This is a genomic window from Pseudomonas matsuisoli, from assembly GCF_014647635.1.
Lineage (GTDB): Bacteria > Pseudomonadota > Gammaproteobacteria > Pseudomonadales > Pseudomonadaceae > Pseudomonas_P > Pseudomonas_P matsuisoli.
Window position 1 is genome coordinate 185,110 of record NZ_BMPO01000009.1, and the last position, 14,344, is coordinate 199,453.

Below are 14,344 nucleotides of genomic sequence, written 5' to 3' on the forward strand. Positions count from 1 at the left end.
TTACACGTACTGGTAACGCAGCATGCGCTGCTTGAATTTTTCCAGGACGACCTGATCGATCAGCGTCGCTAGAATCGCAATGACCAGGATGTTGGTCATGACCCCAACCATGTCCGCGATTTCCCCAGAATACGCCAGCGAACGCCCCAGTCCCTGGCCGAAGCCAATGAGCATTTCCGCCGAGATCAGCGCACGCCATGCATTGCCGAAGGCCAGCTGCGCACCCGTAATCAACTCGGGCATCACCGCTGGCAAGTAGACCCGCTTGATGAGCTGCCAGCGCGAAGCCCCCATGACCCGGGCCGCGGCCACATGTACGGGCTGAACGCTTTCGGTGGCATTCATGACGGACAGGGCCATCGGGAAGAAGGCAGCGAGCGCCACAACTACGATCATCGGCAGGTTGCCAAAGCCCATCACGATCAGGAACAACGGAACCCAAGCGATCGATGGGATCGACTGCAGAATGACGATTGCGGCGCGCAGCGTTTCCCGGAAGAAAAACAGGATGCCCCCGACTAGGCCAAAGCCAATGCCGAACAGCAGCGCGAAGCCATAGCCCGCGCCCAAGCGCGACATGCTGCCCGCGAGACCTTCACGGAATTCGGGTTGCTGAATGGAGGCGAACAGACGCTCCAATACCGTAGGAATACCAGGCATCAAAAAGGACGGCAGGCTCCAGGCAGCGGCCTGCCAGATCAGCAGAATGAAGACGACGGCCAGGAGTACCGCAAGGTATTTTTTGGGACCGGTCAGACGGCGTTGTTGGCTCATGAGTGCTCGACCTCCGTCTTGATGCCGAGTAACGCGAGAATTTCCTTACGCTCACTGGCGAATTCGGAGAGGTCGTGGCTCTTTTCGCAGTGGGTGAAATTGAACTCCTTGAGAACGCGCGCCGGTCGATTGCTGAACACGAGGATTCGATCTGCCAGGTACAGGGCTTCATCCACGTCATGGGTGACCAAAAGGACGGTTGGCTTATGCTCTTCGATAAGCTCACGCAGAACGTCTTGCAGCGCCATTCGCGTCAACGCATCGAGGGCGCCGAAGGGTTCGTCCAGCAGCAGCACTTCGGGACTGGCGATGAATGCGCGCGCCAGGGCGGTACGCTGGCGCATCCCACCCGAGACTTGATGCGGATAATACTGTTCGAAGCCCGCTAGGTTGACCCGGCCAAGCCACGTCTTCGCTTGCTCACGGGCGGACGATTTCCCGATGCCTTGCATCTCCAGCGCCATCGCGACGTTGTCGACAAGCGTCAACCAGGGGTACAGCGCGTGCTCCTGGAAAACCAGTGTGCGCTTTGGGCCAGGTTGCGTGATGGCATTTCCATCCGCGGTGACTTTTCCCGCCGTGGGTTTTTCCAATCCGGCGGCCAGGTGCAGCAGTGTGGACTTACCGCAACCGGACGGACCGACCAGGGCGACGAGCTCGCCCGAGGCCATTTCACCGCTGAACCCTTTGATCACCTCGAGCTTGCCGAAGCGCTTATCTACTTGTTCGAAAGAAAGATGCATGAGGACACTTAGACATGGCGACGCCGCAGGTGAATGCGGCGTCGAGTGACATGAACGTATAGCGCGCCTAGGTCAAAGCTCGCGCGCTTCCTGCCAGGACAGATCGACGATTGCCTTGGTATCGAATGGCTTGCCATCACGGGTTTTCAGCGAGCCCTGCTCCTGCAGGATGTCGGCCAATTCCTGGATACGCGCCAGCTCCGGCTGACCCAGTTTCGCACTGAAAGTCTGCGTTGCGATTGCGTCCTGAATGACCTGCTCGCGCGGAATCTCACCCTGTTCGCGGGTTTTGAGCGTGGGTTCGGCAATGAAGTACTGCGCGATCAACTTGGCCGCATCAGCAGGTTTCTCTTCCAACATCTGGATGGCATCACGCTGCGCGTCCAGCGACTTCCAGACGGCATCCTTACGCTTCGCCAGCGTTTCACCGGACGTAATCACGACCATGCACGGAAACGGCCAGACTTCGCCGACTTCATAGATCTGTTTGACCGGTGCGACCAGCTGCGCGATGCGGTCATAGGGCTCGAAAAGGAACGCGGCATCGACGCGACCGGACACCAGTGACTGCACGGCCACCGCGGGGCTGACGCCCAGCACGTTGACATCGCCCTTCTCCAGCCCCGCATTCTTGAAGGTCACTCCGCGCAGGACAACGTCCGCAGTGCTGCCTTCTTTCTGCGAAGCCAGGCTGTGGCCTTTGAGGTCTTCGACTTTCTCGATCCCCGTGCCGTCACGCGCCACGATGGAGTGGTAACCCAGCTGAGCCCCACTCACAACCTTGAGGTCCGCACCTTTAGACGCCCAGGCCACCGCGTTGGTGAACCCCAGGACACCGGTGTCCAACTGGCCCCCGACGATGGCCTTGATGAGGTCCGTGCCGGAACTGAACTCGACCATCTCGACGTCCAGGCCCTGCTGCTTGTAGAAACCAGCCTCGTGAGCCACGAGCGCCTGAGCGTCATCCATCACGCGGATGTAGCCGACTTTGAATGTTTCGTTCGCCTGAGCGAATGCGCTCACCAACAACAATGCCGGAAGCAGAAGAAATTTGGCCTTCACAGGGTTCTCTCTCGAAAGGACGGCGAGCGCCGCTGCAGCTGATGTCGACACCGCTGCCCCGAGCGAGGGACAGCAGCAATTGAAGGCGGCGAGCTTAGCATGAGAAGGGTTCGCGATGACGAGCGTACTCAGCCGCCCATGGGCTTACGGCCTGCGAAGGCATGCGCCAGCGTTCCACCGTCGACCAGATCCAACTCGCCGCCCAGCGGGATGCCATGCGCCAAACGCGACACGATCAGACCGCGCGGAATCAGCAACTGGGAAATATAATGCGCCGTCGCTTCGCCCTCGACGGTCGGATTCGTCGCTAGAATGACCTCGCGCAATGCCTCAGCCCCCTCCACGCGCGCCAACAAAGCCGGAATACCGATGGCTTCCGGGCCCTGCCCGTCCAAGGGTGAAAGATGTCCTTTCAGAACGAAGTAACGGCCGCGAAACCCGGTCTGGTCGACGGCGAACACATCCATCGGACTTTGCACGATGCACAGAACAGTGTCATCGCGCCGCGGGTCGGCACACTGGGGGCACAACGCGTCTTCGCTGAGCGTACGGCACTGGGTGCAATGCCCAACGCCCTCCATCGCCTGTTGCAGGGCGGATGCCAAGCGCATCCCACCGCTACGGTCACGCTCGAGCATTTGCAAGGCCATGCGCTGAGCGCTTTTCTGGCCAACGCCTGGCAGGATGCGCAGCGCATCGATCAATTGGCGAATGAGAGGGCTGAAGCTCATCGACTACCCGATAGCAGAATGTTGACGAAGTGAGGGTTGCGTTAACCGGCTGGTCATCGCGAAAAGCATAGGGGCCGAATGGCGCAGGGCGAGGCATGCGCCATTCAGCCCCTATCGATGAGCGCTGCGCTTAGAACGGCATCTTGAAGCCAGGCGGCAATTGCATACCTGCCGTCATGCCGGACATCTTGTCCTGGCTGTTCTGTTCGATCTTACGCACGGCATCGTTCACCGCGGCTGCGATCAGGTCTTCGAGAATGTCTTTCTCTTCCTGCATCAAGCTATCGTCCAGGCTGACCCGCTTGACGTCGTGACGTCCGGTCATGACCACGCTGACCAGACCAGCACCGGACTGACCGGTCACCTCGGCGTTGGCAAGCTCCTCCTGCATCTTCTGCATCTTTTCCTGCATCTGCTGCGCCTGCTTCATCAGCCCGGCCATGCCACCTTTCATCATGACGTGTTCCTCAGTTTTCCAAGGGTTCAATGGTGTCCGCGCGAACGGTCGCGGCGAACTGCTCAATCATTTTGCGTACCAGCGGATCGTCTTCGATCGATCGCTCGGCATCGCGCTGGCGGGCCGCTCGTTTACGCGCGGCTGCCAATGCGGGCGTTTCGTGTCCAGGCGCCTGAATCGTTACATCGACTTTGATGCTGCGCCCGGTAAAGGCGTTCACCGCGTCGTTCAGGCGCCGCTGTTGGGTCGCGTTGTACAGCGCGCTGTGGCCCGGATCGAGGTAGAGATACCACGTATCCTCCTCCTCCCGCGCCAATGTGCAATTTGCCGCAATACTTCCCGTCAGCCCCGCCAACTTCAGTTGTGGAAACACCTCCAGCCAACGCGCGGCCAGCCCCGTTGCGGGTGGAATATCCGGCCGTAGCGCATCATCGCCAGGTGTGGGCTCTGGTTCGGGTTCTGGAGAGACCATGTCCGCCACGGCGTAGCCTTCCATGTAGGCATAGACGTCCGCGTCCACGTCGTCATCCCGATCATCGGAATAGTCGTCGCTTTCAGGGGGTACCGGGGCATCCATCAGTTGGGGATCGACCGTCGACATGGCTTCGGCCACCAGGGATTCGTCGCTCATGACCGTATCGTCAGGCTCGGATATCGCGGACTCGGCAGCGTCTACCGCATCGATCAATGCATCGCCGGTACCGCCATCATTGGCTGTGGCGTCGGCAGATGGAACGTCCCAAGGCGGACTGTCCTGAGTCGTGGGCTTCACGGGCTCCACTTCGGCAGCCGGAGCCGGACTGGGTGCTACCGGTAAAGCCGGTTGGGGGCTTGTAACGGGCGCGCTCGCAACGGACGTGATCGACGGGGAAGTCTTTTGTGTTGGCGCAGTCGTTGACGCAGGGTCGCCTGCCGCCGCCACCACCTTGGAATCAGTGGCGGCTTTGCTGATCCCCAGGTCCTTTAGTGGTCGACCAGAACCGCCGCCTTCTGCATCAGCAGGCCGGAAGGCCAGCATGCGCAACACCACCATTTCGAAACCACTGCGGGGATCGGGCGCCAGAGGAAGATCCCGCCGGCCGATCAACCCCATCTGGTAGTAGAACTGCACGTCTTCAGCAGGCAGTGCCTGCGCCAGGGCAAGTACTTTGTCTCGGTCGCCCTGGCCGTTGTCCACGGCCTCGGGCAATGCTTGGGCCACAGCAACCCGGTGGAGCACATTGAGCATCTCGCCAAGCACACCAGCCCAATCCGGCCCTTGCTCGGCCAGATGACGCACGGCGCCGAGCAGTTCGCGTGCATCGCCTTCGAGTAGCGCTTGCAGCACGCCATACACTTGCCCGTGATCGAGCGTACCGAGCATGGCGCGAACGTCTGCCGCAACCACCCGCCCTTCGCCGAACGAGATGGCTTGGTCGGTCAAGCTCATGGCATCGCGCATCGAGCCATCGGCCGCACGCCCCAACAGCCACAACGCATCGTCTTCGAAGGGCACGCTTTCGGCCGTCAGGACGTGCGTCAGGTGCTCGACCACCCGCTCGGGCGGCATGTTCTTCAGGGAGAACTGGAGGCAGCGGGACAGAATGGTGACCGGCAGCTTTTGCGGATCGGTCGTAGCCAGGAGGAATTTCACATGGGGCGGCGGCTCTTCCAACGTCTTGAGCAAGGCGTTGAAGGAATGCGTCGATAGCATGTGCACTTCGTCGATCAGGTAGACCTTGTAGCGACCACGCGTGGGCGCGTATTGCACGTTGTCGAGCAGTTCACGCGTGTCTTCGACTTTGGTACGACTCGCCGCATCGACTTCGATCAGATCGACAAAACGCCCCTCGTCAATCTCACGGCAAACGGAACACTGCCCGCACGGCGTAGAGCTGATGCCGGTTTCGCAATTCAGGCACTTGGCAAGGATGCGCGCGATGGTCGTCTTGCCGACGCCGCGAGTGCCCGTAAACAGGTAGGCGTGGTGCAGGCGCTGGTTGTCCAGCGCATTGATCAGCGCCTTGAGCACGTGCGTCTGCCCGACCATTTCGCGGAACGAGCGCGGACGCCATTTACGTGCGAGGACCTGATAACTCATGAAAACCGTCGAAGCTGTGTGGCGAAGAGGCGTAATCCTAGCGGAGCGTCCGGGAAAATGCATCCGGCACGATAGGGTCGGCGAGGCACCGTCGCGGGCATCCGCCGCTTACACAGGGCCGTAGGGTGGAATCCCGTAGGGCTTCCACCGTTTGCTACGAATTGAAGAGTTGGGTTGCCGCTTCGAGGTGAACGGTGGATTACGCGACGTCGCCGCTAATCCACCCTACGTACAGCGGGCCTGTTGGTTTAGAACACCGCCTGGACCTTCAGGCCACCAATGACCGCGTTGTCCACCTCACGCACACCGCCAGGATGACGGATGTATTGGATGTTCGGTCGTACCGTCAGCCAGTTGGTGACGTGTACGCCGTAGTAGAGCTCCGCGTCGTACTCGCTGTACTGCAACGGCGTGAAAGCGGGATCGTCATAGTCGGTGGCGCCCGCCGCTGCGTTGACCGCCCGTTGATTGTCCCGGAAGTCCTTGTTGGTCTGAATGCGGGCGATACCAATGCCGATGTCATCCTTCGGCCGCGCATCGAACGGCCCTTTGTAGGTCAAGCCGGCCTGGATCGAATTGGCGACCTGGTTGACGTCCTTATCATGCACTGTGACGTTGGCGAACACTGACAACCCGCGTGACGGATCACCGTTGTGTGCCGTGAGCTGTTGAGTCGCCACTATCCAGGCGCCCTGCTTACCAGAGTGACGGTCGTAGATCGAGCCAGTCGCCGCGGCGGAATTGCCCGCTTCGTCTTCGAAAACATCATTCGCATCGGCGGTGCTGTAGTAATAGCCGAGTCGATATTCGCCGGGCAGCCCGTTCACCTCTGGCGTCCATACCAGCTCGACCGGGATCAAGGTGCCGTCGCCGCCACTGCCGTTCAGCTTGAAGCCATTGCCCGTCTCGAGGAGGGTCGGGTTCTGCTCGAATGCACCGATCTGAACGAAGAACGTATTGCTGAAGCCGTACTTGATCCGGGTTGCCCACTGGCTGATGGGCCAGTTGTACCAATGGTTTTCCCAGTTCCCTACCTGGGAGCCGCAGAACGCAAGATTCTGGAACGCGCACTCGAATGAGTTGAAATCTTCGCCGACACCGAAGCGGCCGGCCTTGATGTCCAGCGCGCCATCAAAAAAGGCTTTGCTCAGCCACAACTGGGTGAGGCGCCAGGTCTGGCCTCGCCCCCACACTTCCTGCGCTGAGGAATAACCGCCTACCCGCGGATCGGTGATGCGGTCATTGGTGATGTTGTGTCCGTTACGCTCGGTGATCGAGACCACGAACTGCGAGTTTTCCCAGCCCAGAACCTTGTTCAGGTCCACGTCTAGGCCAACCATGAACTGGGATGTCCAACGTGCGGTAAGGTCATCGTCGTAGCCACCGTCGAAGTTGCTCGCCCCCTCTCCTACGTATTCCAGCTTGACGTCGAAGCCTCGGTCGAGCCAATCGGTGCGAAGCCCGCCCCAGTCGCCCGTCATGCCGCCGGCGTTGGGATCAAACGCATCGGCGGCCTGCGCACTTCCCAGCACACCGGCCCCAAGCAAGGAAAGAACGGGCAGCGCGGCCCTTCGTTTTGCCGCGAGGTAAGTCATGAAGTCCATTGTTGCATCCCTCTCTGGTTGTTATTTGGTCAGGGTATGCCCCTGTTGCCTCACCAAGCGCCTCCTGTGCGTCCTTCAGGGCAAAAATTCGAGGACGTTGACTGCACCGATGGTGTGGGGTCGACCGTACTGGTCTGACTGCTTTTTCCGAGTGTTCCTGATTAGCCGTACTCGGCACACGCTCCTGTACCTACCGCCCGCGATGACGACTTCGCCTTGCCAGCGTTCCGGCGAACACTGCTAACGACCGTATCCCTTAGTGGCGATATTTCCGAATATTGCGAATGGCGACCGGCGTCACGCGAGCCGTTCTCCGGACTCAGGATCGAAGTACACTGCGCGACGGGCATCGATCGTCCAAATGGATGCCGTTCCGGCAGCTGGCGCTTGGTCCGGCGCGACGCGGCAGCAGACCTTGATCCCGTTCCATTCGGCATACAGCAGCGTATCCGGCCCCGTAGGCTCGACCACCAGTACACGGGTCGGCACGCCGGCCCCGTCATGTTCCTGTCCGCTGCGCTCGCCGTGCGCGTTCAATGCGATTTGTTCAGGGCGAATCCCCAGCAACACCGTGCGACCGATCAACGCGGGGTCGAGGCCGGGTGCATCGATCACGGCAGTGCCTTCGTCACTGTTGAGCCGAACGCTGACCCTTTGCGCATTGCCCGCGACGGAGACAGGCACGAAGTTCATCGGGGGGGACCCGATGAAACTCGCCACGAAGAGGTTGCGCGGGTTCTTGTAGATGGTCTCGGGCGTACCGAATTGCTGAACCTCGCCATCCTTCATCACGGCAACGCAGTCGCCCAGGGTCATCGCCTCGACCTGATCGTGGGTCACGTAGACCGTCGTCGTCTTCAGGCGCTGATGCATGAGTTTGATTTCGGTGCGCATCTCCACCCGCAGCTTCGCGTCGAGGTTCGACAGCGGTTCATCGAACAGGTAGAGCCGAGGGCGCCTGGCCAGTGCGCGTCCCATGGCGACCCGTTGCTGCTGTCCTCCCGACAGCTGCGCCGGTTTACGCTCCAGCAACGGCTCGATCTGAAGCAACGCGGCAACGCGTGCGACCTCCTCATCGATACGCTCCACCGGCGTTTTGCGAATGCGCAACCCGAACGAGATGTTCTCCCGCACCGTCATGGTCGGGTACAGGGCGTAGGACTGGAACACCATGGCGATGTCCCGATCCTTAGGCTCCACGTCGGTCACGTCCTGCCCATCGATCAGGATCGAACCGGCGGTGATGCTCTCGAGGCCGGCGATGGCGTTCATCAATGTGGACTTACCACACCCTGACGGACCGACCAGGATGAGGAACTGTCCTTCCTCAACCTTCAGGTCGATGCCTTTGAGCGTCTCCAGGCTGGCGCTGCCATAGGTCTTGCGCACACCGCGTAATTCGAGCCCCGCCATCGTCGATCCTCCTATCCCTTGACCACGCCCGAGGTCAGGCCTCGGATGAAATACTTGCCGGCAACGACGTAGACGAGCAGCGTGGGCAAGCCGGCGATCATCGCCGCTGCCATGTCGACGTTGTATTCCTTCGCCCCGGTGCTGGTATTGACGAGGTTGTTGAGGGCGACCGTGATGGGTTGCGCTTCACCGCTGGCGAACACGATTCCAAAGAGAAAATCGTTCCAGACCTGGGTGAACTGCCAGATCAGGCTGACCATCACGATCGGTGTCGACATGGGCAGCAGGATGCGGAAGAAGATCGTGAAAAAACCGGCACCATCCAGACGCGCGGCCTTTATCAAGGCATCCGGAATACCCACGTAGTAGTTACGAAAGAACAGTGTGGTGAACGCCAGACCGTAAATAACATGCACGATCACGAGCCCGGTTGTGGTGTTGGCCAGCCCCAGTTTGCCGAGCGTGAAGGACATGGGAAGCAGGATCACCTGGAACGGAATGAAGCAGCCGAACAGCAATAGGCTGAACAGCAGATTGGAGCCGCGAAAGGCCCACTTCGATAGCACGTAGCCATTCAGGGCACCGATCAACGTGGAAATCAGCACCGCCGGGACGGTGATCATGAACGAGTTCCAGAAATACCCGCTGACCGTGTCCCAGGCTTTCAGCCAGCCGATCACGGTCCATTCCACCGGAAGGGTCATCAGGTTGCCCGCGCGTACGTCCTCGGGACTCTTGAAGCTCGTCAGCAGCATGACCAGGAGCGGCACGAGATAAACCGCACAGGCAGCCAGCAAAATCCCATGAATGGCGACTCGGTTGAGCATTCTGCGCGTGTCAGCCATGTCGCTTGCTCCGCAGTTCCGAATACAGATACGGCACGAGCACAGCGAGCACGGCCCCAAGCATCAGTACGGCACTTGCCGAACCGAGCCCCATTTGCCCGCGCGTGAAGGTGTGCTGGTACATGAACACCGCGGGCAAGTCTGACGCGTAGCCCGGTCCGCCCGCGGTCATCGCCATGACGAGGTCGAAGCTCTTGATCGCGATATGAGCGAGGATCATCACGGCGCTGAACAACACGGGCCGCAAACAGGGCAAAACGATGCGCCAGTAGATAGTCGGCAGGCTCGCGCCATCGACTTGGGCCGCGCGAATGATGGAGCCGTCCACACCGCGCAAGCCTGCCAGAAACAGCGCCATGACAAAGCCCGAGGCTTGCCAGATCGCGGCGATTACCAGGCAATAGATGGCCCGGTCGGGGTCCACCAACCAGTCGAAGCGAAACCCTTCCCACCCCCAGTCTCGCAACAGTTTGTCCAGACCCAGGCCTGGGTTCAGCAGCCACTTCCACGCAGTACCGGTGACGATCATCGACAGGGCCATGGGGTACAGGTAGATCGTGCGGATGAACCCTTCGCGACGGATGCGCTGATCGAGCAGGATCGCGAAGATCACGCCAATCAACAAACACGTGCCAACGAACAGCCCGCCGAAGATGGCCAGGTTTTGGCACGCCACCCACCAGCGGTCATTGTTCAGAAGCCGTTCGTACTGCGCGAATCCGGCAAAGTTGTACACCGGCAGAAAGCGCGAATTGGTGAATGAAATGACCGCGGTCCAGATCATGTAGCCGTACAGGCACACCAGGGTGATCACGGCTGTCGGCGCAAGGACCAACCTTGGCAACAGGCGTTGCAGCCGATCAGGCATCCCCGTTCGCGAGGCAGGCGTAGCGTGCATCATCCGCTGCATTCGATTCTCCAAGGCACCGTCCAGGCGAAAGGGCTCGGGATGCGACCGCTTCGGCGCACCCATCCCACCCGTTTTCATGGATTACTGCGCGGCCTGGATGGCGGCGACCAATTGCTCCGTGGCCTTTTTCGGATCGGCCGAGGCGTCGTTGAAGAAGTTGGTCACCACATCGAAGATGGCGCCCTGGATGTAGCTGGTGTTGGCCATGCTATGCGCCATGCTCGGCTCGGCGCGGCCCGCTTTGTCGGCAGCCTGGAAGTCCCTGGACGATTGCTTTGCGCAATCGTCGAACTTATCCAGCGCAATGTCGGTGCGAACCGGAATGGACCCTTTGTTCAGGTTGAAGACTTCCTGGAACGGCTTGTCGATTACGGTACGAACCAGATTCTCCTGGGCCTTTTGGTTCGCTTCGTTCTTGATCTTGAAAATCGTCAGCGAATCGATGTTGTAGATAAAGTCGCTTTCGGTACCGGGGAATACCACGCACTGGTAGTCAACGCCGGGTTTCTTGCCGGCAGCGGCGAACTCCGCCTTCGCCCAGTCCCCCATGATCTGCATCCCGGCTTTGCCCTCGATGACCATCGCCGTCGCCAGGTTCCAATCGCGTCCCGCTGCGTTCGGGTCGACATAGCCTTTGATGCGCTTGAAGGTCTCGAATACCTTCACCATCTCTTCACTGCGGATGGCGTCTTCATCGTTCTGCACGAAGACTTTGTCGTAGCCTTCCGGCCCCATGATCGCCATGACCAGCGTTTCGAAAATCGTACCGTCCTGCCAGTTCTGCCCCCCATGCGCGATAGGCACGACGCCTGCGGCCTTCAGCTTGTCCGCCACGGCGAAGAATTCGTCCAGGTTCGTCGGCGGTGTCGCGCCCGCCTTCTTGAAGACTTCCGGGTTGATCCACAGCCAGTTGATCCGGTGGATACCGGCTGGCACGGCGACATAGTCGCCATCGTATTGCATGGTTTCGGCCACGCGCGTGGGCAGGAAGTCATTCCAACCGCCCGCCTCGGCAATATCGTTCAGGTCGTCCAGAAACCCCATCTCCGCCCATTCCTGGATATCCGGCCCTTTGAGCTGAGCCGCGGAAGGAGGATTACCCGACACGGCGCGGGTCTTGAGGACAGTCATCGCCGCTTCGCCTGCGCCGCCGGCCACCGCGAAGTCCTTCCAGGAATCCCCCTGCTTTTGCATCATTTGCTTGAGGGTATCCACGGCACGCGCTTCGCCTCCCGATGTCCACCAGTGCAACACCTCCACCTCGCCAGCGTGCGCGAGCGGCGACGTCAACGTGGCACAGGACAGGGAAACGGCAAGCGTAAGGTGGCGTAGGGTATTCATCGGCAGTCCTTGTTGTTCTTTTCGACCTGACAGGGAGTCTAGCGGCGACGATTGCGTTTGAAGTAACGAAGGTTCGGCGATTCGTCACGGATCGGTGACATATGCCGTTACGCCCGAGGCAGGGTCAGGGTGACGCGCAGGCCGCCCTCGCGACGGTTGTGCAGCACCACTTCGCCCCCGTGCGCATGAGCCAGATTGCGGGCGATACCCAGGCCGAGGCCATAACCACGTCGATCCGATGCCAGGCGGACGTGGGGCTCGAACACCTGCTCCAGATTCTGCTCGGGAACGCCAGGCCCTTCGTCATCGACGTACAGCACGAGCTGGCGTTCATCGTCTTCAACCTGTAAATGCGCGCGGTGGCCGTACTTGATCGCATTGTCTAGCAAGTTGCCGATACAACGTTTGAGAGCCAGGGGCTTGCCCAGCAACGGTTTGTGCACGGTGCCGAGAAGCGCGGCACGTGGCGGGTCGTCGTACCGATAAGGATCAACAAGGTGCTCGAGCAGGGCTTGTATATCCACCGGCTCGACGTTCTCGTGAATGTCGGTGTCCTTCACGCATTGCAGCGCACCGCGCACCAGCAGGTCGAGTTCGTCGAGATCCCGGTTGAGTTTCACTTGTACCTGTTCGTCATCGATCAGTTCGGCGCGCAATCGCAGTCGCGTGATGGGCGTACGTAGGTCGTGGGAAATTGCGCTGAACAACTGCGCACGCTCGTCGAGGTGTCGCGCGATACGTTCGCGCATCGAATTGAACGCCCGTGTGACCTCTCGAATTTCCTGGGCGCCCTCCTCAGGAAGAGGCGGCGTATGCACGTCCAGCGACAGTTCCCGCGCGGCATTGGACAAGCGCTTCAATGGCCGACTCTGCCAACGGATCAACACGCCGATGAACAACAGCAGGAAGGCGCTGCTGAACACGATGAACAGGGCCTGCTGCACGGGAATCCAGGGCTCGTCCAAGCTGTAATACGGTGCGGGCATCAAGGTCGCGATGTAGACCCACTCGCCCTCGCCAATCCGAATCTGGGCGACCAGCACGGGAGGCTCCAGCGGCTCGAAGCTCAAGACATAGTGCGCCCAGGAACGGGGTAATTCCTTCAGGGCCAAGCCACCGTTGAACAGCCTCAATTCGCCTGGCCTGACAAACTCGACTTCCAGGGGAATGTGCGTCCCGAGCCGCTCGCGTAACACGGCTTCCACACTGTCGAGAACGGCCCGCCGATCAGCCGTCGCTGGCAGCGCCTGCATGTCCAGACGCTTTTCGTTCAGGCTTACGAGGAATCGCGTCCCGCCCATGTTGCGTAACTGCTCCAGCACCAGGGGCCGGTAGCCAGGCGGTAGAAGACTGAAATAACGCACGCTGGCAGCAATGGAATACGCCAGGTTGTGTGCGGCGCTTTGCAGCCCTTCGTTCCGACTCGAGCGCAGGCTCGACGCCCAAAAGAGCGCCGAAGCGCCCTGTGCGAGAAGGACCGCCAGAAGGGTCAACAGCAACATGCGGGCGAGTAGCGAACGCGGAACCCAGCGCGTCAGCATGCCCCTAACCCGCGCTCGCGAGCCCGGATACGTCGGCCGCCAGGAGATAGCCACTCCCACGGATCGTCCGAATCAGTCGCGGGGGTCGGGCCGTGTCATGCAAACGTTGGCGCAGTCGGCTCACAGCCATGTCGACGATACGATCGAGGGGCATGACGTCGCGTCCGCGCGTGGCATTGGCGATGGTGTCGCGGTCCAGTACGCGCTGCGGGTGATCGAGAAAGAGCTTGAGCAGGTTGAAATCAGCGCCTGACAGCAGCACTTCTTCACCGTCGCAGTGGAACAGCCGATGGCTCACCGTATCTAGACGCCATTCGCCAAACTCCAACAGCCGCGGCGCGCGGGCTTCGGCAAAGCCTGCACGCCGTAGTAGCGCCTTGATACGCGCCAGGAGTTCGCGCGGGCTGAACGGTTTGCCCAGGTAATCGTCGGCGCCGAGCTCCAGGCCGATGACGCGGTCTGCTTCGTCGGAGCTGGCGGTCAGCATGATGATGGGTGTGGCGGCTGCGCGCTGATGCTGACGCACCCATCGGCAAAGGCTGAAACCGTCCTCGTCTGGCAGCATGACGTCGAGAATCACGAGGTCCGCGTCGAAATGCTCCAAGGCCGCGCGGAAAGCCGCGCCGTCCGCAACGCTTCGTACATCGAACCCGGCACGGCTCAAGTACTGTTCGAGTAATTCGCGAATTTCCTGGTCGTCATCCACCAGGAGAATGGATCTACCAAGTTGGCTCATCCCTACCCTCTCTTATTGTTGTTTTGGCATTCGACCGTGCCGAGTATGGCTCGCTGGCGCATTGACGGCCAACCTTACCCATCACGTCTCGGTAAAAGGCGATCGCG

13 protein-coding genes are annotated in these 14,344 nt (G+C 60.5%); all 13 read right to left on the reverse strand.

Going from position 1 to position 14,344, the window contains the following annotated elements; translation table 11 throughout:
• Positions 1–774, reverse strand: coding sequence for an ABC transporter permease (locus IEY47_RS18075; RefSeq protein ID WP_188985271.1), 774 nt, complete (start codon positions 772–774; stop codon positions 1–3).
• Positions 771–1,517, reverse strand: a complete 747-nt coding sequence (locus IEY47_RS18080; RefSeq protein WP_188985273.1) for an ABC transporter ATP-binding protein — start codon at positions 1,515–1,517, stop codon at positions 771–773. Before IEY47_RS18080 ends, IEY47_RS18075 begins: the two co-directional genes overlap by 4 nt.
• A 72-nt stretch (positions 1,518–1,589) precedes the next feature.
• Positions 1,590–2,579 (reverse strand): ABC transporter substrate-binding protein, encoded by a 990-nt coding sequence (locus IEY47_RS18085; protein ID WP_188985275.1) that lies wholly within the window; start codon positions 2,577–2,579, stop codon positions 1,590–1,592.
• Between the two features lie 128 nt (positions 2,580–2,707).
• Positions 2,708–3,310, reverse strand: a complete 603-nt coding sequence (gene recR / locus IEY47_RS18090) for a recombination mediator RecR (protein ID WP_188985277.1) — start codon at positions 3,308–3,310, stop codon at positions 2,708–2,710.
• Positions 3,311–3,440: 130 nt separating this feature from the next.
• Positions 3,441–3,767, reverse strand: a complete 327-nt coding sequence (locus IEY47_RS18095; protein WP_188985279.1) for a YbaB/EbfC family nucleoid-associated protein — start codon at positions 3,765–3,767, stop codon at positions 3,441–3,443.
• 10 nt (positions 3,768–3,777) lie between these two features.
• Positions 3,778–5,847, reverse strand: a complete 2,070-nt coding sequence (gene dnaX, locus IEY47_RS18100) for a DNA polymerase III subunit gamma/tau (RefSeq protein WP_188985281.1) — start codon at positions 5,845–5,847, stop codon at positions 3,778–3,780.
• A gap of 248 nt (positions 5,848–6,095) precedes the next feature.
• Positions 6,096–7,442, reverse strand: a complete 1,347-nt coding sequence (locus tag IEY47_RS18105; protein WP_188985367.1) for a carbohydrate porin — start codon at positions 7,440–7,442, stop codon at positions 6,096–6,098.
• 306 nt (positions 7,443–7,748) lie between these two features.
• A complete protein-coding gene (locus tag IEY47_RS18110; protein ID WP_188985283.1) occupies positions 7,749–8,864 on the reverse strand; it encodes an ABC transporter ATP-binding protein in 1,116 nt (371 codons plus the stop codon).
• An 11-nt stretch (positions 8,865–8,875) separates the two neighbouring features.
• Entirely contained in the window at positions 8,876–9,709 is an 834-nt protein-coding gene (locus tag IEY47_RS18115) for a carbohydrate ABC transporter permease (RefSeq protein WP_188985285.1), read from the reverse strand.
• Positions 9,702–10,619 (reverse strand): carbohydrate ABC transporter permease, encoded by a 918-nt coding sequence (locus tag IEY47_RS18120; protein ID WP_188985287.1) that lies wholly within the window; start codon positions 10,617–10,619, stop codon positions 9,702–9,704. The genes IEY47_RS18115 and IEY47_RS18120 overlap by 8 nt, the downstream gene beginning before the upstream one ends.
• Positions 10,620–10,700: 81 nt before the next feature.
• Positions 10,701–11,960, reverse strand: a complete 1,260-nt coding sequence (locus IEY47_RS18125; RefSeq protein ID WP_188985289.1) for an ABC transporter substrate-binding protein — start codon at positions 11,958–11,960, stop codon at positions 10,701–10,703.
• A 107-nt stretch (positions 11,961–12,067) separates the two neighbouring features.
• A complete protein-coding gene (locus IEY47_RS18130; RefSeq protein WP_188985291.1) occupies positions 12,068–13,501 on the reverse strand; it encodes an ATP-binding protein in 1,434 nt (477 codons plus the stop codon).
• 4 nt (positions 13,502–13,505) lie between these two features.
• Entirely contained in the window at positions 13,506–14,237 is a 732-nt protein-coding gene (locus IEY47_RS18135; RefSeq protein WP_188985293.1) for a response regulator, read from the reverse strand.
• Positions 14,238–14,344: the final 107 nt, after the last annotated feature.

What these genes read in the sequence shown, in the direction of transcription:
- IEY47_RS18075 (WP_188985271.1), bottom strand. Translation starts at nt 774, where the DNA reads ATGAGCCAACAACGCCGTCTGACCGGTCCCAAAAAATACCTTGCGGTA.
- IEY47_RS18080 (WP_188985273.1), bottom strand. Translation starts at nt 1,517, where the DNA reads ATGCATCTTTCTTTCGAACAAGTAGATAAGCGCTTCGGCAAGCTCGAG.
- recR (WP_188985277.1), bottom strand. Translation starts at nt 3,310, where the DNA reads ATGAGCTTCAGCCCTCTCATTCGCCAATTGATCGATGCGCTGCGCATC.
- IEY47_RS18095 (WP_188985279.1), bottom strand. Translation starts at nt 3,767, where the DNA reads ATGATGAAAGGTGGCATGGCCGGGCTGATGAAGCAGGCGCAGCAGATG.
- dnaX (WP_188985281.1), bottom strand. Translation starts at nt 5,847, where the DNA reads ATGAGTTATCAGGTCCTCGCACGTAAATGGCGTCCGCGCTCGTTCCGC.
- IEY47_RS18105 (WP_188985367.1), bottom strand. Translation starts at nt 7,442, where the DNA reads ATGACTTACCTCGCGGCAAAACGAAGGGCCGCGCTGCCCGTTCTTTCC.
- IEY47_RS18110 (WP_188985283.1), bottom strand. Translation starts at nt 8,864, where the DNA reads ATGGCGGGGCTCGAATTACGCGGTGTGCGCAAGACCTATGGCAGCGCC.
- IEY47_RS18115 (WP_188985285.1), bottom strand. Translation starts at nt 9,709, where the DNA reads ATGGCTGACACGCGCAGAATGCTCAACCGAGTCGCCATTCATGGGATT.
- IEY47_RS18120 (WP_188985287.1), bottom strand. Translation starts at nt 10,619, where the DNA reads ATGCAGCGGATGATGCACGCTACGCCTGCCTCGCGAACGGGGATGCCT.
- IEY47_RS18125 (WP_188985289.1), bottom strand. Translation starts at nt 11,960, where the DNA reads ATGAATACCCTACGCCACCTTACGCTTGCCGTTTCCCTGTCCTGTGCC.
- IEY47_RS18130 (WP_188985291.1), bottom strand. Translation starts at nt 13,501, where the DNA reads ATGCTGACGCGCTGGGTTCCGCGTTCGCTACTCGCCCGCATGTTGCTG.
- IEY47_RS18135 (WP_188985293.1), bottom strand. Translation starts at nt 14,237, where the DNA reads ATGAGCCAACTTGGTAGATCCATTCTCCTGGTGGATGACGACCAGGAA.